This is a genomic window from Actinomadura barringtoniae (genome assembly GCF_017573505.1).
Classification (GTDB): domain Bacteria; phylum Actinomycetota; class Actinomycetes; order Streptosporangiales; family Streptosporangiaceae; genus Spirillospora; species Spirillospora barringtoniae.
In genome coordinates this window covers 74,643-94,056 of sequence record NZ_JAGEOJ010000004.1, presented here as the reverse complement: position 1 = coordinate 94,056, position 19,414 = coordinate 74,643, and the positions used below count along the sequence as shown (strand labels likewise).

The 19,414-nt window shown below is 72.2% G+C and carries 18 protein-coding genes; 16 read left to right on the top strand and 2 right to left on the bottom strand.

Features of this window, described 5'->3' with window-relative positions; genetic code table 11:
• The first annotated feature begins 57 nt into the window (after positions 1-57).
• From J4573_RS10290 to J4573_RS10235, 12 genes are all read left to right on the top strand, one after another.
• Complete coding sequence (locus J4573_RS10290; protein ID WP_208255125.1) at positions 58-810, top strand: CoA transferase subunit A; 753 nt, start codon at positions 58-60, stop codon at positions 808-810.
• On the top strand, positions 810-1,463 hold the full coding sequence (locus tag J4573_RS10285; protein WP_208255124.1) for a CoA transferase subunit B: 654 nt from the start codon (positions 810-812) through the stop codon (positions 1,461-1,463). Before J4573_RS10290 ends, J4573_RS10285 begins: the two co-directional genes overlap by 1 nt.
• Entirely contained in the window at positions 1,460-2,125 is a 666-nt protein-coding gene (pcaH, locus tag J4573_RS10280; RefSeq protein ID WP_208255123.1) for a protocatechuate 3,4-dioxygenase subunit beta, read from the top strand. Before J4573_RS10285 ends, pcaH begins: the two co-directional genes overlap by 4 nt.
• A 106-nt stretch (positions 2,126-2,231) precedes the next feature.
• Positions 2,232-2,771, top strand: coding sequence for a protocatechuate 3,4-dioxygenase subunit alpha (gene pcaG / locus J4573_RS10275; RefSeq protein WP_208255122.1), 540 nt, complete (start codon positions 2,232-2,234; stop codon positions 2,769-2,771).
• An 85-nt stretch (positions 2,772-2,856) separates the two neighbouring features.
• Positions 2,857-3,987, top strand: a complete 1,131-nt coding sequence (gene pcaB, locus J4573_RS10270) for a 3-carboxy-cis,cis-muconate cycloisomerase (RefSeq protein ID WP_307796587.1) — start codon at positions 2,857-2,859, stop codon at positions 3,985-3,987.
• Complete coding sequence (pcaD, locus tag J4573_RS10265) at positions 3,984-4,751, top strand: 3-oxoadipate enol-lactonase (protein WP_208255121.1); 768 nt, start codon at positions 3,984-3,986, stop codon at positions 4,749-4,751. Before pcaB ends, pcaD begins: the two co-directional genes overlap by 4 nt.
• The gene (pcaC, locus tag J4573_RS10260) at positions 4,748-5,122 is read left to right on the top strand and encodes a 4-carboxymuconolactone decarboxylase (protein WP_208255120.1); all 375 of its coding nucleotides are present in this window, start codon (positions 4,748-4,750) and stop codon (positions 5,120-5,122) included. Before pcaD ends, pcaC begins: the two co-directional genes overlap by 4 nt.
• Complete coding sequence (locus tag J4573_RS10255; protein ID WP_208255119.1) at positions 5,119-5,889, top strand: IclR family transcriptional regulator; 771 nt, start codon at positions 5,119-5,121, stop codon at positions 5,887-5,889. The genes pcaC and J4573_RS10255 overlap by 4 nt, the downstream gene beginning before the upstream one ends.
• Before the next feature lie 8 nt (positions 5,890-5,897).
• Positions 5,898-7,055 carry a 4-hydroxybenzoate 3-monooxygenase gene (locus tag J4573_RS10250; protein ID WP_208255118.1) on the top strand — a complete coding sequence of 386 codons (1,158 nt, stop codon included), beginning with the start codon at positions 5,898-5,900 and terminating at the stop codon, positions 7,053-7,055.
• Between the two features lie 90 nt (positions 7,056-7,145).
• On the top strand, positions 7,146-7,751 hold the full coding sequence (locus J4573_RS10245; RefSeq protein WP_208255117.1) for an acyl-CoA-like ligand-binding transcription factor: 606 nt from the start codon (positions 7,146-7,148) through the stop codon (positions 7,749-7,751).
• A gap of 85 nt (positions 7,752-7,836) precedes the next feature.
• A complete protein-coding gene (locus J4573_RS10240; RefSeq protein WP_307796586.1) occupies positions 7,837-10,059 on the top strand; it encodes an MMPL family transporter in 2,223 nt (740 codons plus the stop codon).
• A 102-nt stretch (positions 10,060-10,161) separates the two neighbouring features.
• Entirely contained in the window at positions 10,162-10,995 is an 834-nt protein-coding gene (locus tag J4573_RS10235; RefSeq protein WP_208255116.1) for a phosphatase PAP2 family protein, read from the top strand.
• Here the strand turns inward: J4573_RS10235 and J4573_RS10230 are convergent.
• The gene (locus J4573_RS10230) at positions 10,913-12,325 is read right to left on the bottom strand and encodes a cytochrome P450 (RefSeq protein ID WP_208255115.1); all 1,413 of its coding nucleotides are present in this window, start codon (positions 12,323-12,325) and stop codon (positions 10,913-10,915) included. The genes J4573_RS10235 and J4573_RS10230 overlap by 83 nt on opposite strands.
• Before the next feature lie 61 nt (positions 12,326-12,386).
• Between J4573_RS10230 and J4573_RS10225 the strand changes: the two genes are divergently transcribed.
• The 4 genes from J4573_RS10225 (at position 12,387) to J4573_RS10210 (ending at position 18,509) form a co-directional block, all read left to right on the top strand.
• Complete coding sequence (locus tag J4573_RS10225) at positions 12,387-12,989, top strand: TetR/AcrR family transcriptional regulator (RefSeq protein WP_208255114.1); 603 nt, start codon at positions 12,387-12,389, stop codon at positions 12,987-12,989.
• A 107-nt stretch (positions 12,990-13,096) separates the two neighbouring features.
• Positions 13,097-16,363, top strand: a complete 3,267-nt coding sequence (gene lysX, locus J4573_RS10220) for a bifunctional lysylphosphatidylglycerol synthetase/lysine--tRNA ligase LysX (RefSeq protein WP_307796585.1) — start codon at positions 13,097-13,099, stop codon at positions 16,361-16,363.
• Positions 16,364-16,436: 73 nt separating this feature from the next.
• Positions 16,437-17,066, top strand: a complete 630-nt coding sequence (locus J4573_RS53845) for a QsdR family transcriptional regulator (RefSeq protein WP_208255113.1) — start codon at positions 16,437-16,439, stop codon at positions 17,064-17,066.
• A gap of 96 nt (positions 17,067-17,162) precedes the next feature.
• The gene (locus J4573_RS10210) at positions 17,163-18,509 is read left to right on the top strand and encodes an ABC1 kinase family protein (protein WP_208255112.1); all 1,347 of its coding nucleotides are present in this window, start codon (positions 17,163-17,165) and stop codon (positions 18,507-18,509) included.
• Here J4573_RS10210 and J4573_RS10205 read toward each other — a convergent pair.
• Positions 18,506-19,363, bottom strand: coding sequence for a siderophore-interacting protein (locus J4573_RS10205; protein WP_208255111.1), 858 nt, complete (start codon positions 19,361-19,363; stop codon positions 18,506-18,508). The two genes, J4573_RS10210 and J4573_RS10205, sit on opposite strands and share 4 nt — an antisense overlap.
• Between the last annotated feature and the right edge of the window lie 51 nt (positions 19,364-19,414).

Below are 19,414 nucleotides of genomic sequence, written 5' to 3'. Positions count from 1 at the left end.
TCCGGTGAACGGAAACCCGCCATGATCGGTGTGAGGGGTCGCTGAGAGAGTGAGGGCATGGACAAGGTCGTGGCGTCGGCGGCGGAGGCCGTCGCGGGCATCGGAGACGGCGCCTCCCTCGCCGTCGGGGGCTTCGGCCTCTGCGGGGTGCCGGCGGTGCTGATCGGTGCGCTGTACGAGCTCGGACCCGGTGACCTCACCGTGGTCTCCAACAACTGCGGGCTGGACGGGCGCGGGCTCGGGCGGCTGCTGGCCGCCGGGCGGATCGCGCGGGCGATGGGCTCCTACGTCGGTGACAACAAGGAGTTCGCCCGCCAGTACCTGGCCGGTGAGCTGGAGGTCGAGCTGATGCCGCAGGGCACGCTGGCCGAGCGGCTGCGCGCAGGGGGAGCGGGCATCCCGGCGTTCTACACCCCGGCGGGCGTCGGCACGCTGGTCAGTGAGGGCGGCCTGCCGTGGCGGTACGCGCCGGACGGCAGCGTCGCGGTCGCCTCCCCGGCCAAGGAGGTCCGCGAGTTCGGCGGCCGCCACTACGTGCTGGAGGAGTCCATCACCACCGACTTCGCGCTGGTCAGGGCAGCCAAGGGCGACCGCCACGGGAACCTGGTCTTCGACAAGTCGGCGCGCAACTTCAACCCGCTCGCCGCGATGGCGGGCCGGGTGACGCTCGCCGAGGTGGAGGAGCTGGTCGAGCCGGGCGAGCTGGATCCCGACCATGTGCACCTGCCGGGGGTGTTCGTCCAGCGCGTCGTGCGCTTGACTCCGGAACAGGCGGCCGACAAGCCGATCGAGAAGAGAACGGTGCGCTGATGGCCTGGTCGAGAGACGAGATCGCGGCCCGAGCCGCGCAGGAACTGCCCGATGGGGCGTATGTGAACCTGGGGATCGGCCTGCCCACCCTCATCCCGGGCTTCGTCCCGGAGGGGCGCGAGGTCGTGCTGCACGCGGAGAACGGGGTGCTCGGCGTCGGCCCCTACCCGGACGTGGACGGCGTGGACCCGGACCTGATCAACGCCGGGAAGGAGACCGTCACGGCGCTGCCGGGCGCCGCCTACTTCGACTCGGCGCTGTCGTTCGGCATGATCCGCGGCGGTCACATCGACATCGCGGTGCTCGGCGCCATGCAGGTGTCGGCCCGCGGGGACCTGGCCAACTGGTCGGTCCCCGGCAAGATGATCAAGGGCATGGGCGGGGCCATGGACCTGGTGCACGGCGCCGGGCGGGTGATCGTGGTGATGGGCCACACCGACCGGTCCGGCACGCCGAAGATCGTGGACGAGTGCTCCCTGCCGCTCACCGGGGCGCGCTGCGTGGACCGGATCATCACCGATCTGGCCGTGCTGGACGTGACGGGGGAGGGACTCGTCCTGGTGGAGACCGCGCCCGGCGTGACCGCCGAACAGGTCAGGGCGGCCACCGAGCCGCCCGTGGCCGGCGTTCAGGAGAAGAGGGCACACGCATGACCCATCCCCCGTACATGTATCCCGAGTACAAGAGCACCGTGCTGCGCGCGCCCGCCCAGCCCCCGGTCATCCCCAAGCTCGGCCCGGACTCCGTCGAGCTCACCGCGCCCGTCTTCGGGCACGCCGAGCTCGGCGCGCTGGACGCCGACCTCACCCGGCAGAGCACCGGCGAGCCGCTCGGCGAGCGGATCATCGTGACCGGGCGAGTGCTGGACGCCCACGGCAGGCCGGTCCCCGGCACGCTGCTGGAGGTGTGGCAGGCCAACGCCTCGGGGCGGTACGCGCACGCCGGCGACCAGCATCCGGCGCCGCTGGACCCGCACTTCGCCGGGGCGGGCCGTTGCCTGACCGACGATCGCGGGTACTACCGGTTCGTGACGATCAAGCCCGGGGCCTACCCGTGGCGCAACCACCACAACGCCTGGCGGCCCGCGCACATCCACTTCTCGGTGTTCGGCAGGGCGTTCACCCAGCGGCTGGTCACCCAGATGTACTTCCCGGGCGACCCGCTGTTCCCCTACGACCCGATCTTCCAGTCGGTGCCGGACCGGCACGCCAGGGAACGGATGATCGCCCGGTTCGACATGGACGTGACCGAGCCGGAGTGGGCGCTCGGCTACACCTGGGACATCGTGCTCGGCGACACCCCGATGGAGGCGTGATGACCTGCTCATGGTCGCGGCTCCGCCGCTCCGGGTCATGGCGCATCGACGCCTCGTCTTCCCTCGTCGGTCGTTCCTCCCTCCTCAGTCCAGACAAGGCGGCGCCATGACCACCCCCTCGCAGACGGTCGGGCCGTTCTTCGGCGACGCGCTGCCGTACGAGGGCGGCCCCGAGATCGTGTTCGGCTGGCGGCCGGAGGCCATCAAGGTGCAGGGCCGGGTGTTCGACGGCGCGGGCGTCACCGTTCCCGACGCGCTGGTGGAGGTCTGGCAGGCCGACGAGGACGGCCGGATCCCGGCCAGGCCGGGCGGCCTGCGGCGCGACGGCCACGGCTTCTCGGGGTTCGGCCGGTGCGCGACCGACGTGGCCGGGGCCTACTGGTTCCGTACGGTGAAGCCCGGCTCGACCGGCCCGGGCTGCGCGCCGTACCTGTCGGTGCTGATCTTCGCGCGCGGCCTGCTGAAGCCGGTCTTCACCCGCATGTACTTCCCCGAGGACACCGCCGCGCACGAGAGCGACGTGCTGCTGAACGGGGTCCCGGTCGAACGGCGCGACACCCTGATCGCCGACGAGGGCTCCGACGGCTCCTACCGCTTCGACATCTACCTGCAGGGTGAACGGGAGACGGTCTTCCTTGCCTTCTGAGGCCGACGAAGTCGGGCCGGGGGGTGCGGGAGGTCGTCCCCCCTCGGGAAACGCTGAGCAGCCGGACGCCGGTCTGCTGTCGCCGGTGCGCGCCGGGACGGCGGCCGAGGCCGCCACCGGCGACCGGTCCTGGCTGCAGGCGCTGCTCGACGCCGAGGCCGCGCTGGCCCGCGCCCAGGCGCGCCTCGGCATGATCCCGCAGGACTCGGCCGACGCGATCGCCTCAGCGGCGCGGGCGGAGAACTTCGACCTGCCAGAGCTGGCGCGGCGCGCGCGGGGAGCGGGCAACCCGGTCGTTCCACTGGTCGCCGACCTGCGCGGCCTGGTGGGCGAGGCGGGGGAGGACGTTCATCGCGGCGCGACCAGCCAGGACATCGTCGACACGGCCGCCATGCTGGTCGCCGACCGTACGCGCGGCGGCATCCTGACCGCGCTCGATCGCGCGCTCGCGGCCCTGGCCGAGCTGGCCGAGACGCATCGCGACGTCCCCATGGTGGGCCGCACGCTCGGCCGCCAGGCGCTGCCCATCACGTTCGGGCTCAAGGCCGCCGGGTGGCTGATGGGCGTCCTGGAGGCGCGTGAACGGCTGGCCGCGGTACGCCTGCCCGTGCAGCTCGGCGGGGCGGCGGGCACGCTCAGCGACTACGGCGCGCAGGGCCTGGACCTGGTCGCCGCCTTCGCCGCCGAGAACGGCCTGGCCCAGCCGGATCTGCCCTGGCACACGCGCCGCACGCCGATCATCGACCTGGCCTCCGCCCTCGGCCTGGCCTCGGGAGCGCTCGGGAAGATCGCCACGGACGTCGTCCTGCTGGCGCAGAGCGAGGTGGACGAGGTGGCCGAGCCCGCCGCGCCCGGACGCGGCGGATCGTCGGCGATGCCGCACAAGCGCAACCCCGCGCTCGCGACGATGATCCGCGCCGCCGCGCTTCAGGTCCCGGCGCACGTGCAGATCCTGCTCGCCGCGCAGGCCACGCCGCACGAACGGCCGGCGGGGGAGTGGCACGCCGAGTGGGAGCCGCTGCGCGAGTGCCTGCGGCTGACCGGCGGCGCCGCCGAGACCGCCGCCGAACTGCTGGACGGCCTGGAGGTCGCCCCGGACCGGATGCGGGCCAACCTCGACGACCTGCTGAAGACCGTCGGCGCCGATCCCGGTCCCGGCGCGGCCCCGGAACTGGTGGACCGGGCGCTGGCCGCCTACCGAAGGAGCCTCGGATGATCCTCGCGCACCGCCTCGACGGGGCCGAGGACGCGCCCGTCCTGGTGCTCGGCCCCTCCCTCGGCACGACCACCGACCTTTGGCGGCACGAGATGCCAGCGCTCACCGAGCGCTGGCGCGTGCTGCGCTACGACCTGCCCGGGCACGGCGAGTCACCCGCGCCCGCCGAGCCGTTCACCATCGAGGACCTGGCGGCGGCGATCGCGGATCTGCTTGACCGGCTCGGCATCGGCCGCGTCGCCTACGCGGGCGTCTCGATCGGCGGCGCGGTGGGGACCGCGCTCGCGCTGAGCGAGCCCGACCGCGTCGCGAGCCTGATCCTGTGCTGCACCTCGCCGCGTTTCGGCCCGCCCGAGGGCTGGCACGAACGGGCCTCGCTCGTCCGCCGCGAGGGGACGGCGGCCCTGACGGGCGGCGCCGCCGCTCGCTGGTTCACCGCGGGCTTCGACGATTCCGCGCCGTACGTGGCGATGCTCGCCGCCGCCGACCCCGAGGGGTACGCGGCGTGCTGCGATGCGCTCGCCCGCTTCGACGCGACCGGGCGGCTCGGCGAGGTCGCCGCGCCGACCCTGGTCATCGCGGGCGCGGAGGACGGGCCGACCCCGCCCGCCGGGCACGCCGAGGTCCTGGCGGCCGGCATCCCCGGCGCCGGGCTGCTGGTTCTCGAGCGCGCGGGCCACCTCGCCGTCGCCGAACGCCCCGGCCCGGTCACCGCCGCCATCACCGCCCACCTGGACCGCACCTGGAAGGGACAGCCCGGATGAACGACGAGCAGCGGCACGCCGAGGGCATGAAGACCCGCCGCGAGGTGCTCGGCGACGCCCACGTCGACCGGGCCGTCGCGGGCACCGACGAGTTCACCGCCGACTTCCAGGACATGATCACCCGCTACGCGTGGGGCGAGATCTGGACCCGGCCCGGCCTGGACCGCCGGACCCGCAGCTGCATCACGCTCACCGCGCTCGTCGCGCGCGGCCACCTGGACGAGCTCGCCATGCACGTACGGGCCGCGCGCCGCAACGGCCTGACGCCGGAGGAGATCAAGGAGGTCCTCCTCCAGACGGCGATCTACTGCGGGGTGCCCGCCGCCAACGCCGCCTTCGCGGTGGCGCGGAGCGTGCTGGCCGAAGAATGAAGACCGTCGCGCAGAAGGTCATGGCGATCCTGGACGCGTTCGCGGCCGGGGACGTCCGCCTGAACCTGACCGAGCTGTGCCGCCGCACCGGATTGCCGCTGGCGACCGGGCACCGGCTCGTCGGCGAGCTCGTGCAGGGCGGGTTCCTGGACCGGGGCCCGGACGGCACGTACCGCATCGGCACCCGGCTCTGGCGGATCGGCAGCCAGGCCACGGCGGTGACCGGGCTGCGCGAGCTGGCGCTGCCGCACATGGAGGACCTGTACGAGGCGACGCACGATAACGTGCAGCTCGCGGTCCTGCGCGACGGGCGCGCGCTGTTCGTCGAGCGGCTGCGCGGCACCCGGTCCGTGCCGACCGTGACGCAGGTCGGCGCGGCGCTGCCGCTGCACGCGACCGGCGTGGGCAAGGTCTTGCTGGCGTACGCGCCCGACGCGGTCGCCGACCAGCTGATCGGCGGCGGCCTCACCAAGCACGCGGCCCGCACGATCACCGACCCCGACGAGCTGCGCCGCTGCCTGGCCGAGGTCCGCGCGAACGGCTACGCGGTCACCAAGGACGAGATGACGCTCGGCGCCGCCTCGGTCGGCGCGCCCGTGCGCGCGGCGGGCGGCTCGGTGATCGCCGCCCTCTCCCTAGTCGTACGGAGCCGTACGGTCGACGTCCGCAGGCTCCTCCCGCCGCTGCTCACGGCGGCCCGCGCACTTTCCCGCGACGTCACCGCGCACTGGCGCGGCGAGTCGGCGGGTCCCCCCGAAGAGGTCTAGGAGGCACCATGCGTACCCAGGTGGCGATCGTGGGCGGCGGCCCCGCGGGGCTCCTGCTCTCCCACCTGCTGCATCGGCAGGGGATCGCGTCCGTGGTGCTGGAGAGCCGCGACCGCGCCTACGTCGAGCACCGGCAGCGCGCCGGGATGCTGGAGCAGGGCACCACCGACGTGCTGCGCGAGAGCGGCGTCGGCGAGCGCCTGGACCGTGAGGGGCTGGTCCATCACGGCCTGGAGCTGCGGTTCGGCGGGGCCTCGCACCGGATCCCGCTGACCGACCTGACCGGCCGTACGGTGACCGTCTACGCGCAGACCGAGATCGTGAAGGACCTGGTCGCGCGGCGGCTGGCCGACGGCGGCGACGTGCGCTTCGAAGCCGAGGTGGTCGAGATCGACCCGATCGCGCCGAGCGTGACCTTCCGGCACGAGGGCGCGGTACGGACGCTGGAGTGCGACTACGTCGCCGGATGCGACGGCTTCCACGGCGTGAGCCGGCCCGCGGTGCCGGGCCTGCGCACGTTCGAACGCGAGTACTCGTTCGCCTGGCTGGGCGTGCTCGCCGACGTCGCGCCGTCCACCGACGAGCTGATCTACGCCGGCCACGAGCGCGGGTTCGCCCTGCACAGCCTCCGTTCGCCCAAGGTCAGCCGCCTCTACCTGCAGGTCGCGCCGGACGAGGACCTGGCCGCCTGGCCGGACGAGCGGATCTGGTCCGAACTGGCCGCCCGCTTCGCGACCGACGACGGCTGGAAGCTGCACGAGGGGCCGATCACCGACAAGGCGGTCACGCCGATGCGCAGCTTCGTCGCCGAGCCGATGCGCCACGACCGGCTGTTCCTGGCCGGGGACGCGGCCCACATCGTGCCGCCGACCGGGGCCAAGGGGCTGAACCTCGCGGTGTCGGACGTGACGATCCTGGCCCGCGCGCTGATCGAACGGTACGAGTTGGGCTCGGAGACACTGCTGGACGGCTACTCGGCGACCTGCCTGCGCCGGGTCTGGCGCGCCGAGCACTTCTCGTACTGGATGACCACCCTGCTGCACGCCGATCCGGCCGCCGACGACTTCGCCCGCCGCCTCCAGCGCTCCCACCTGGACTATGTCGGCGGCTCGGTCGCCGCCAAGACCTCGCTGGCGGAGAACTACGTCGGGCTGCCCCTGGAGTGACCAGGGATGATCGTCACTGAGGTGCAGATCACGCAATCTGGCAGCCCCTGAAACTTTGCGGGATGTGCAAGATTGACCTACGGTTGACCCATGACCGTTGAGATGGGCCTGCGCGAGCGCAAGAAGGCCCTCACCCGTGAGGCGCTCAGCCGTGCCGCCATGCGGCTGGCCGTGGAGCACGGCGTGGAGGGCGTGACGGTCGAGGCGATCGCGGCGGCGGCCGGGGTCTCACCCCGGACGTTCCACAACTATTTCCCCGGCAAGGAAGAGGCGATCGTCGCCACCCTCACCGACGGCGCGCAGTCGGTGATCGACGGCCTGCGGGTCCGGCCGGACGAGGAGCCGGTCTGGGACTCGCTGCGGCAGGTGCTGATCGAGGTGCTCCTGCCGTCGGAGTCACGGGACGAGACCATCGCGCTGATGCGGCTGGTCAAGCAGAACCCGGGACTCATCGCCCAGCAGCTGGGCGGGCTCGGCGAGATGCAGCGGCAGATCGCCGAGATCGTCGCGGCGCGTACCGGCACCGACGTGGCGCGGGACCTCTACCCGCACCTGCTCGCCGGTGCCGCCGGAACGGCCATGCGCGCGGCCGTCGACCTGTGGACCGAGGGCAAGGCCGACACCGACCTGCCCGACCTGGTCCGCGACGCCTTCGACCAGATGCGCGCCGGTCTGCCGCCTCCTGAGCGGCGTTAACACCCGCACCACCCCACCCCCCACCACCCCCCTGTTAGATCCGCCTGACGGCCGGCCCGTCGTGAGGCGATGTCCGCATGCCCTCGTGATCGATGGGATCTCCGTTTTGGCCACGTTCCTCTACCGGCTCGGCCGGTTCTCCTTCCGGCGCCGAAAGCTGGTCGCCGCGCTCTGGGTGGGGCTGCTCCTGCTGTTCGGCGTCGGCGCCGCGACCCTGTCCGGCCCGACCTCCAACGACTTCTCCATCCCCGGCACCGAGTCCCAGAAGGCGATCGACCTCCTGAAGGACCGGATGCCGCAGGCCTCCGCCGACGGCGCGACCGCACGCGTGGTGATCGCCGCCCCGAACGGTGGAACGCTCACCGAACCGGCGAACAAGGCCGCCGTCGAGCAGGTGGTCGGCAAGCTCAAGGCCCTGCCCGACGTCGCCGGCGTCGTCGACCCGTACCAGGCCAAGGGGGTCTCGCCGGACGGCAGGATCGCCTACACCCAGGTCACCTACAAGGTCTCGCCGATCGACCTCGAGCAGTCCGACCGCGACGCGCTGACCGCCGCCGGCCGGCCCGGCGAGGCCGCCGGGCTGACGGTCGAGATGGGCGGCAACGCGACCGAGGGCATGCCCGAGCAGAGCGCGACCGAGGTCATCGGCGTCGCGGTCGCCGCGATCGTGCTGGTCATCACGTTCGGCTCGCTGGTCGCGGCCGGGCTGCCGCTGCTGAACGCCATTCTCGGCGTCGGCATCGCCATGTCGGGCATCACCGCCGCGACGGGCCTGGTGAAGATGAGTTCCACGACCTCCACGCTGGCGCTGATGCTGGGCCTGGCGGTCGCGATCGACTACGCGCTGTTCATCGTCTCCCGCTACCGGCACGAGCTCGAGGAGGGCAGAACCGGCGAGGAGGCCGCCGGGAGGGCGGTCGGCACCGCCGGATCGGCGGTGGTGTTCGCGGGCCTCACCGTGGTCATCGCACTCGCCGGGCTCGGCGTGGTCGGCATCCCGATGCTCACCGAGATGGGCCTGGCCGCCGCGTTCGCCGTGGTCGTCGCCGTCCTGATCGCCCTCAGCCTGCTGCCCGCGCTGCTCGGCTTCGCCGGGCGCAAGGTGCTGGGCGGCTGGATCCCGGGCCTGCGCGGCGGCCGGAGCAAGAACGGCAAGCCGCCGGTGGGGGAGCGGTGGGCCCGCTTCATCGTCCGCCGCCCGCTGCCGGTGCTGCTGCTCGCCGTCGTCGGCCTCGGCGTGCTGGCCGCCCCGGCACTGGACCTGCGGCTGGGCCTGCCCGGCGACGAGGTCAAGGCGTCCGACACCACCCAGCGCAAGGCCTACGACATGCTGGAGAAGGGCTTCGGCCCCGGCTTCAACGGCCCGCTCATGGTGGTCGTCGACACCGGCGACGAGAACGGCGCCAAGGCCGCCGCGCAGCGGTTCAGCGGACGGGTCAAGGGGCTCGGCGACGTCGCGGCCGTGACCCAGCCGGTGGCCAACAAGGACGGCAACACCGCGCTGCTGTCGGTCGTGCCCAAGAGCGGGCCGAGCAGCAAGGCCACCGAGGACCTGGTGTCCAATATCCGGCATCTGCCCGCCTCAGGCGGCGCCGACGTCTCGGTGACCGGCAGCACGGCGATGAACATCGACATCTCGGCCAAGCTCAGCGGCGCGCTGCTGCCCTACCTCGGTGTGGTCGTCGGGCTGGCGTTCATCCTGCTCATGCTGGTGTTCCGGTCGATCCTGGTGCCGCTCACGGCGACGCTGGGGTTCCTGCTGACCGTCGCCGCGACGTTCGGGGCGGTGGTCGCGGTCTTCCAGTGGGGCTGGCTGGCCTCGCTGCTCGGCGTCGCCGAGACCGGGCCGATCATGAGCATGATGCCGATCTTCCTGATCGGCGTGGTCTTCGGGCTGGCGATGGACTACCAGGTCTTCCTGGTCACCCGGATGCGCGAGGAGTACGTGCATGGCGCCGAGCCGCGCGCGGCGGTGGTCACCGGGTTCCGGCACGGCGCCCGGGTGGTCACCGCGGCCGCCGTGATCATGATGGCGGTCTTCTCCGGGTTCATCTTCTCCGGCGAGTCGATGATCAAGATGATGGGCTTCGCGCTGGCCGCGGGCGTCCTTTTCGACGCGTTCGTGGTAAGGATGACGATCGTTCCGGCGTTGATGGCAGTGCTCGGCCGGTCGGCCTGGTGGCTGCCGCGCTGGTTGGACCGGATCCTGCCCAACGTGGACGTCGAGGGTGAGAAGCTTCGGCACGCCCTCGGTGACGACGCCGCGCCGCCCGCGGGCGAACGCGAGCTGGAGACGGCCCGCACCTGAGTCATCCCCCGGGCCGCCGGTCATCCAGATCGGCGGCCCGGGGGCTTCGTCCCGCCGGCACCGTGGCCGGCGGGCCGCCCACCCCCCGAAGGACCTGCTGCGATGAATCTGTTGGACACCCCTCGCCGGGGCCGGACCGCCGCCGCGACGCGGCGCGGCCTGGCGCTGCGCGGCCGGGTGCTGCGCCCGAACGGGGGACGGCCGCGGCCCGTCCCCGAGCTCGTGCTGATCGCCGTGCTGTTCGGCCTCTACAAGCTGGCGCGGCTGGCGGCCGACGGGCGGGTCGCCGAGGCGTTCGGCAACGCGCACCGGGTCTGGGACCTGGAACGCACGCTCGACCTGCCGAGCGAGGTCGACGTCCAGCACGGGCTGCTGCAGAGCCACGCCCTGATCCACGTGGCCAACTCCTACTACGCCTACGTGCACTTTCCCGCGACTGCGCTGTTCCTGCTGTGGGTCTACCTGCGGCGGCCCGGCCACTACCGGTGGGTTCGCTGGGTGCTCGTCGCCCTCACCGCCGCCGGGCTCGTGTTGCACCTGCTCCTGCCGCTCGCGCCGCCGCGGATGCTCGGCGTCACCGGCCTGGTGGACACCGCCAGGCTGTACGGGCCCTCGGTGTACGGCTCGCCACAGACCGACACGATCTCCAACCAGTACGCGGCGATGCCGTCCCTGCACATCGGCTGGGCGCTCATCATCGCGATCGGGATCATCGTCTGCGCCCGCACCCGGTGGCGCTGGCTGGCGCTGATCCATCCGCTGCTGACGATCGCCGTGGTGGTCGGCACCGCCAACCACTACTGGCTGGACGGCATCGCCGTGGGGGCCATGCTCGCCGTCATCCTGCTGGTGATCAGACCGCCTTCGCGCGCTCCGCTGGCCGCTTCCGACCCTGTGGCCGTTCCTGAACCTGTGGCGGCTCCTGAGCGTTCGTGACCTGGCGGGCGACGACCCTGGCGCGCTTGGCCGGGACCAGCGTCACATGCCTGACCTTGGGCCGTTCCGGAGCCGGGTCGACCGCGCGCAGATCGACGGCGCGCAGCACCTCGCGGGTGATGACGCGCATCTCCATCAGCGCGAGCTGCGCGCCGACGCAGTAGCGGCGGCCGCCGCCGAACGGCATCCAGGCCTTGTTGGCGCGGGCGGCGTCCGGGCCCAGGAAGCGTTCGGGCCGGAAGGCGTCCGGGTCGGGGAACGCCTCGGGATCGCGGTGGATGAGCATGATCAGCGGGGAGACCATCCAGCCAGCCTCGGCCCGGTGCCCGTTCAGCTCCAGGGGCTTGTCCAGCAGCCGGGGCACGTCGTAGACCACCGGCCGTGACCGCAGTGACTCCTTGACCACGGCCTCCAGGTAGGTCTCCTCCTCGCCCTCGGCCACCTCCGCGCGCAGGCGGTCCAGGACCGGCCGGTTGCGCAGCAGCCGCTCGAACGTCCAGGCCAGCGCGGTCGCCGTCGTCTCGTGCCCGGCCTCCAGGAGGGTGATCAGCTCGTCGCGCAACTCCTGGTCGGTGAGGCCGTTGCCGTTCTCGTCGCGGGCCGCCAGCAGCATTGACAGCACGTCGGTCGCGTCCGGGTCGGGCGCCATCCGGCGGGCGGCGATCTCGGCGAACAGGATGTCGTCCACCTCGGCCCGCACCTCGGCGAACCGGGTCGTCGGCAGGAACGGCACGCCGCGCGGGGCCCGCGCGGTGAGCATCCACTCCAGCGCGCGCGGCGGCATGAACAGCAGGGTCGGCCGCCCGGCGATCTCGATCAGCTCCGGGATCGCCGCGCGCAGCCGCGCGCCGCGCGGCGACTCGCGCATCCCGAAGACCAGCCGGACGATCACCTCCAGCGTGATCCGCTGCATCCGGTCGCGGAGCGGGAACGGCCGGTTCAGCGGCCAGCCGGCGATCTCGTCGGCGGCGATCTGGCCGATCTCGGCCTTCCAGCGGGCGATGGCGCGGCCGTGCAGCGGCGGGCTGATGAGCCTGCGGTGCCGCCACCAGGGCTCGTGGTCGAGGGTGAGCAGCGAGTGCCGGCCGACCAGCTGCTCCAGGAACTGGCGGCGGATCTCGCCGGCCCGCCCGCCCTCGGCGTCGGTGGCGTAGGCGCGTTCGGCCAGGTCGGCGGTGGTGAGGAACACCTCGGCGGGGAAGCCGGGGAACTTGATCATGAAGACCGGGCCGTACCGGCGCCGGGCGGCCTCCATCCCCTTCACCGGCTGGGCGAAGAAGCGGGCGGTGGAGAGGAGACCGAGTCCGCGGGGGCCTGGGGGAGGAGTCATGCGACGCTCCTGATCTATACGCTTGTGTAAGACGTACGTATATCTGTATAGCATGGGGTCCGTGCCAACGGAACGGCCCTCGGACGGGCATCGCGAAAAGCTGCTGGCGGCCGCACTGGTGTGCCTGCGCGACAAGGGCTACGCCCGCACGACCGCACGGGATCTGGTGGCGGTCTCGGGGACCAACCTCGCCTCCATCGGCTACCACTTCGGCGGCAAGGAGGCCCTGCTCAACGAGGCCATGGCCACCTGCATCCGGGACTGGACGGTCCGGGTCGAGAAGGCGATCTTCGAGACGCCCGCCGCGAGCCCGCGCGAGCAGCTCGAACGGGCGCTGGTCGCGCTGATCGACGTGTTCGAGGAGATGCGGCCGTATCTGGTCGCCGGGGTCGAGGTGTACGCGCCCGCGCTCCGCTCGGAGTCGCTGCGCGCCAAGCTCGCCGAGGCCTACGCCCAGGCCCGGCGCGAGGGCGCCGAGATGATCCGCCGCGCCGCGGCGGGCTTCGACATGGAGCTCCCGGTCGACCCCGAGGCCGTCGTCTCGGTGCTGATGGCCCTGTCCGACGGCCTGATGCTCCAGTGGCTGGCCGATCCGGCGAGCATCCCCGACGCCCGCGGCGTCCTGGACGTCCTGGCCGCCATGACGGTGATCGCGGCCGAGTGACACGCGGCCTGACCTGGCCGTCCGTTAGCGGTCGGCGCGGTCAGGGTAGATCATGTGAACGGAGCCCGCGAATCGAGGGCGGGCCGGACGCTCGGTCGGGGGACGGGGTGCTTGCCAAAAAGGTGATCCGCGCCGTCCCGACGGCGCTGTTCTGGTATCTGCGCCTGTCGGGCGTGGTCTCGATCCTGGCCTGGCTGTCGGCCGACCTGATCGAACGGCTGATCGACGTCTGGGCGCTGCGCTGGATCGGCTACTTCGGCTGGATCCCGAGCCTGCCGTACGGCGTGCTGCTGATCCTGCTGTCGTTCGGTATCCGGCGGCGCAAGCGGGCGGCCTGGCGGATCACCCTGGTGCTGCTCGCGCTGTTCTTCCTGTTCGGCGTGCTGGTCATGATCAGCCTGGCGACCGACCCCGAGGAGACCGTCGGGGCGGGCGAGTGGATCGCGGTGATCGGCTACGGCCTGGCGCTGGTCCTGCTCGCCCTGTCGCGCCGCGAGTTCGACATGCTGCCCGACCGGGCCAACCGGCGGCTGGCGCTGCGGGTCTTCGTGGCGCTGCTGGTGGTCAGCGGCGTCATCGGCACGACGCTGGTCTACTTCACCGATTCCAAACCGCGCGCCGAGCTGTGGGCCTACCCGCTGTACGTGGGCCTGCAGACGGTGCTCGGGGCGGGCGTCACCGGCCACACCCTGAGCATCAACGTGCCCACGTGGGTGGACCTGGTCCTCGGCGTGATCGGCACCGGCCTGCTGGTCGTGACGATGTGGGCGCTCTTCCGGCCCGGCCGCGGCGACGCCCGGCTGCGCTTCGACGAGGAGACGCAGGCGCGGCGCCTGCTGGCCGAGTACGGCGACGAGGACTCGCTCGGCTACTTCGCGCTCCGCCGCGACAAGGACCTGCTGTCGGCCCCGAACGGCAAGGCCGCCATCGCCTACCGCGCGCAGGGCTCGGTGTGCCTGGCGAGCGGCGACCCGCTCGGCGACCCCGAATCGTGGGGCATGGCCATCGACGCCTGGCTCGCCGAGTGCCAGGCGCACGCGTGGACGCCGGGCGCGGTGAGCGTGGGGGAGCGCGCCGCGACCGAGTACCGGCGGCGCGGGCTGAGCGTTCTGGAGCTCGGCGACGAGGCGATCCTCGACCTCGCCGACTTCAACCTGGACGGCCGGGAGATGCGCCAGGTCCGCCAGGCCGTGCGGCGCGTCGAACGGGCGGGCTACACCGTCCGGATCCGGCGTCACGCGCAGATCGACGAGCAGGAGATGGCCGGCATAATCCAGCGCGCCGACCAGTGGCGCGAGGGCGAGACCGAACGCGGCTTCTCGATGGCCCTCGGCCGCCTCGGCGACCCGACCGACGGCCGCTGCGTGATGGTGGAGGCGTTCGACGCGCAGGGCGAGCTGCGCGGCCTGCTCAGCTTCGTGCCCTGGGGCCGTACGGGACTGTCGCTGGACCTCATGCGCCGTGACCGCGACGCCGAGAACGGCCTCAACGAGTTCATGGTCGCCAAGCTCGCGGAGAAGGCGGCCTCGGTCGGCGCCAAGCGGATCTCGCTGAACTTCGCCATGCTGCGCGGCGTCTTCGAACGCGGCTCGCAGATCGGCGCCGGCCCCATCGTGCGGCTCGCCTACAGCGTGCTGTCGTTCGCCTCGCGCTTCTGGCAGCTGGAGTCGCTCTACCTCGCCAACGCCAAGTACCACCCCGAATGGGAGCCGCGGTACATCTGCTTCCACAGCGGCGGCAGCCTGATCCGGATCGGGCTCGCCTACGCCAGCGCCGAGGGCTTCGTGCCGAGCTTCAACCGCCGCCGCCTGGACCGCGCGGCGAACGCGGCCCCCGGGCCCGAGCTGGTCGCGGCGGTCGCCGAGATCGACGCGACGGCCGACAACGGGCGGGCGCCGCTGCGCCGCCTGTCGGAACAGGAACGCGTGCGGCACGACAAGCTGGAGCTCATCCGCGAGGCGGGCGTCGAACCGTACCCGCTCGGGTTCGACCGCAGCGATCTCGCCGCCGACCTGCGCGCGCTCTTCGGCATGCTGCCGCCCGACACCCGGACCGGCAAGCGCGCCGCGATCGCGGGCCGCGTGATGCTGGTCCGCGCGCACGGGAAGCTGATCTTCGCGACGCTGCGGGACGAGACCGGCGACCTGCAGGTGATGCTGACCGCCGACTCGGTCGGCACGGACTCGCTGGACCGCTGGCGCACGATGATCGACCTCGGCGACCTGGTCGGCGTCGAGGGCGAGGTCATCACCACCCGCCGGGGCGAGCTGTCGGTGCTCGCCTCCACCTGGAAGCTCACGTCCAAGTGCCTGCACCCGCTGCCCGACAAGCGTTCGGGGCTGGCCGACCCGGAGACCCGGGTTCGCCGCCGCGCGGTCGACCTGATCGTGAACGACGAGTCGCGCGGGCTGCTGCGGATGCGCGGCGACGCGGTGAACGCCGTCCGCGACGTGCTGCGCGACGGCGGCTACCTCGAGGTCGAGACGCCGATGCTGCAGCCGATCCACGGCGGCGCGACGGCCCGGCCGTTCACCACCCGCATCAACGCCTACAACATGCGCCTCTACCTGCGCATCGCGCCCGAGCTCTACCTGAAGCGCCTGCTGGTCGGCGGGCTCGGGAAGGTGTTCGAGCTGGGCCGCGACTTCCGGAACGAGGGCGTGGACGCCACCCACAACCCCGAGTTCACGATGCTGGAGGCCTACGAGCCCTACGGCGACTACGACACGATGGCCGCGCTCACCCGCGACCTGGTGCTCGCGGCGACGCGGGCGGCGCTCGGCACGACGATCGTCGTGCGGGACGGCGTCGAGATGGACCTCGGCGAGCCGTGGACCGACATCACCGTCTACGGCTCGGTGTCGTCCGCCCTCGGCGAGGAGATCACGCCCGACACCCCGATCGGCGTCGTCCGCGAGCACGCGGAACGGGCGGACATCGAGCCCGACCCCGAGTGGGGCCAGGGCCGCCTCGTTCAGGAGCTGTACGAGGCACTGGTCGAGGACCACATCAGGACCCCGACGTTCGTCCGCGACTACCCGGCCGAGACCTCGCCGCTGACCAGGCCGCATCGCAAGGACCCGCGGCTGGCCGAGAAGTGGGACCTCATCGTGTGCGGGATGGAGCTCGGCACGGCCTACTCGGAGCTGATCGACCCCGTGCTGCAGCGCCAACGGCTCACCGAGCAGTCGCTGCTGGCCGCCGGGGGAGACCCGGAGGCGATGGAACTGGACGAGGACTTCCTGCGGGCCCTGGAGTACGGCATGCCCCCGGCGGGCGGCATGGGCATGGGCATCGACCGCCTGCTGATCACCCTCACCGGCCGCAGCATCCGCGAGACGATCGCCTTCCCGCTGGTGCGTCCCGGTCGCTGAACTCGGCGTCGGTGCTGAACTCGGTGTCAATAGCGCCTGCGACGCGGCGTCAGGACTGTGCGATGCTGTGGTCGTGACTGCGCTCGGGCCCGCCGACGCGCTCGAAGCCGCGTCCGCGCACTACCTCGATGGCGAGCCGATCGACATGTCGGCGCTGGCCGCCGAGCTCGGCGTCGGGCGCGCCACCCTCTACCGCTGGGTCGGCAGCCGCGAGCAGCTGCTCGGGATGGTGCTGGCGGAGATGACCGAGCGCACCTACCGGACCGCGGTACGCGGGGTCGACGGTGAGGGTCCGGAGCGGATCATCATTGTCCTGGACCGCTTCATGCGCGCCGTGGTGAACGCCGTACCGCTGAAGGCCTTCACCGAGCGCGAGCCCCGGCTGTTCGTCCGGCTGGCCACCATGACCGGCCCGATCGAGGCGCGCGCCATCGCGCTGCTCACCGCCGAGCTGGAGGGCGAGATCGAGCGCGGCGCGATGCGCGCTCCACTGCCGACCCGCACGCTGGCCCAGGCGATCGTCCGGATCTGCGACTCGTTCATGTACGCCCATTACCTGGGCGCCAGCCGGCCGGAGATCGAGACGGCGCTGGAGGTGATCGAGCTGCTGCTGCGCTCGTGCGCCCCGGACGGCTCGATCGGCGCGACCGGTGACGCGACCGGGATGGGCGAAGCCGACAAAAGTGTTGTAACGAGGGAATGATGTCCCCATGAACAACGTCCCGCACCCCCATGAGTAAGGTGCGGTTGTTGGACATGGCGTCGAACACAGTGGAACGACAGTAGGGACGGTCAGGCCTTGAGCGACATCCCCCGTCGTGCGGTCACCCGCACCGCCAAACTGGCGACCCTGCCCCTCGGGTTCGCCGGGCGCACCGCGGTAGGCCTCGGCAAGCGCACGATCGGGCGCCCCGCCGAGGCGGTCGCGCTGGAGGTCCAGCAGCGCACCGCCGAGCAGCTGTTCAAGGTCCTGGGCGAGCTCAAGGGCGGCGCCATGAAGGTCGGGCAGCTGCTGTCGATCTTCGAGGCGGGTCTGCCCGAGGAGATCGCCGCGCCGTTTCGCGCGAGCCTGACCAAGCTCCAGGAGGCGGCGCCGCCGATGCCCGCCGCGACCATGCACAAGGTGCTGGCGGAGGGGCTGGGCGAGGACTGGCGGGACCTGTTCGAGGAGTTCGACGACCGGCCCGCCGCGGCCGCCTCGATCGGCCAGGTGCACAAGGCCGTCTGGCACGACGGCCGCACGGTCGCGGTCAAGGCCCAGTACCCGGGCGCCGGCAAGGCGCTGATGAGCGACTTCAACCAGATCGCGCGCGTGAGCCGGCTGATGACCCCGCTGTTTCCCGGGGTCGAGGTCAAGCCGCTCATCGCCGACCTGAAGCGGCGCCTGGAGAAGGAGCTCGACTACGTCGACGAGGCCCGCGCCCAGACCGCGTTCCATGAGGCCTTCGACGACGACCCCGAATTCCTCATCCCGGCCGTGGTCGCCCAGTCCGGCAACGTGCTGGTCACCGAGTGGATCGACGGCACGCCGCTCTCCAAGGTCATCGCCGAGGCCGACCAGGAGGAGCGCGACCGCGTCGGCATGCTCATGCTCCGCTTCATGCACTCGGGCCCGCGCCGCTGCGGCATGATCCACATCGATCCGCACCCCGGAAACTTCCGGGTGCTGGACGACGGCAGGCTCGGCATCCTGGACTTCGGCGGCGCCGCCCACGTGGCGCCCGAGCTGCACTGGACGATCGGCCGCCTGCTGCGCATCGGCACCCTGGGCAGCGGCGAGGAGATGGTCCAGGCGGCCAAGGAGGAGGGCTTCCTGGCCCCCGACGCGCGCGTCGACCCCGACGAGGTCGCCGCGATCGTCGCGCCGCAGGCCGAGCCGTTCATCGAGGAGCGCTTCAAGTTCAGCCGCGAGTGGATGCGGCAGGAGACCAACCGCGGCATCGGCCTCGCCACCGACATGCGCCCCGGGAGCCTCGTACGGCAGATCAGGCTCCCGGCCCAGTTCCTCGCGGTCAGCCGCGCCCTCGGCGGATGCGGCGGAGTCCTCTGCCAGCTGGAGGCCGAGGGCGAGTTCCGCGCACTGGCCGAAGAGCTGCTCCCCGGCTTCGTCGAGGACGACGACCCCGACGAAGCCGAGAGCGCCTAGGCGAGGGCCTTGGCCTCTTCCTCCTCGACCTGGCGGTTCCAGTCGCGCTTGGACGACTGCCAGCCGTCCTCGTTGCGCCCGCGCCGCCAGTAACCGGAGATCGACAGCTGGTCCATCGGCAGCCCGCGCTCGACCCGCAGGTGGCGCCGCAGCTCCTTCACGAAGTTGGCCTCGCCGTGCACGAAGGCGTGCACCGTGCCCTTGGGGAACTCCAGATCCCGTACGGCCCGCACCAGGGAGTCGCCCACCTCGCCGCCGTTGCGGTGCAGCCAGACGATCTCGGCGTCTCCCGGGGTCTCCAGCGGCTGCTCCTCCTCGGGCCCGGAGACCTCGACGAAGACGCGCGTGGGCGCGCCCGCGGGCACCCGCTCCAGCGAAGCCCCGATCGCCGGCAGGGCACTCTCATCGCCCACCAGCAGGTGCCAGTCCGCCTCGGCCTTGGGCGCGTACGCGCCGCCGGGCCCTTGGAAAAGGATCTCGTCACCGGGCTCGGCGTTGGCCGCCCACGGCCCGGCCAGGCCCTCGTCGCCGTGGTAGACGAAGTCCAGGGTCAGCTCGACCGCCTCGGGGTCCCAGGCGCGCACCGTGTACGTCCGGGTGGTCGGCCACTGGTCGCGCGGCATCTCCTCCCGGATCCGGTCCATGTCGAACGGCTCCGGATAGCTCACGCCCGGCAGCGGGAAAAGGATCTTCACATAGTGATCAGTGAACGCGCCCGCGCCGAACCCGGCCAGGGACTCGCCCCCGACCACCACCCGGATCATGTGCGGGGTGATCTGTTCCTTGCGCAGGACCCGCCCCCGGTTGAGGGGCCTGGACCTGCGAGCCGGTTGTGGAGCCGCTTCCTCCGCCATTCGATCCCCTTCGAAGACATGAGTTAATTAGGTAACCCTAACCTCTCCGAA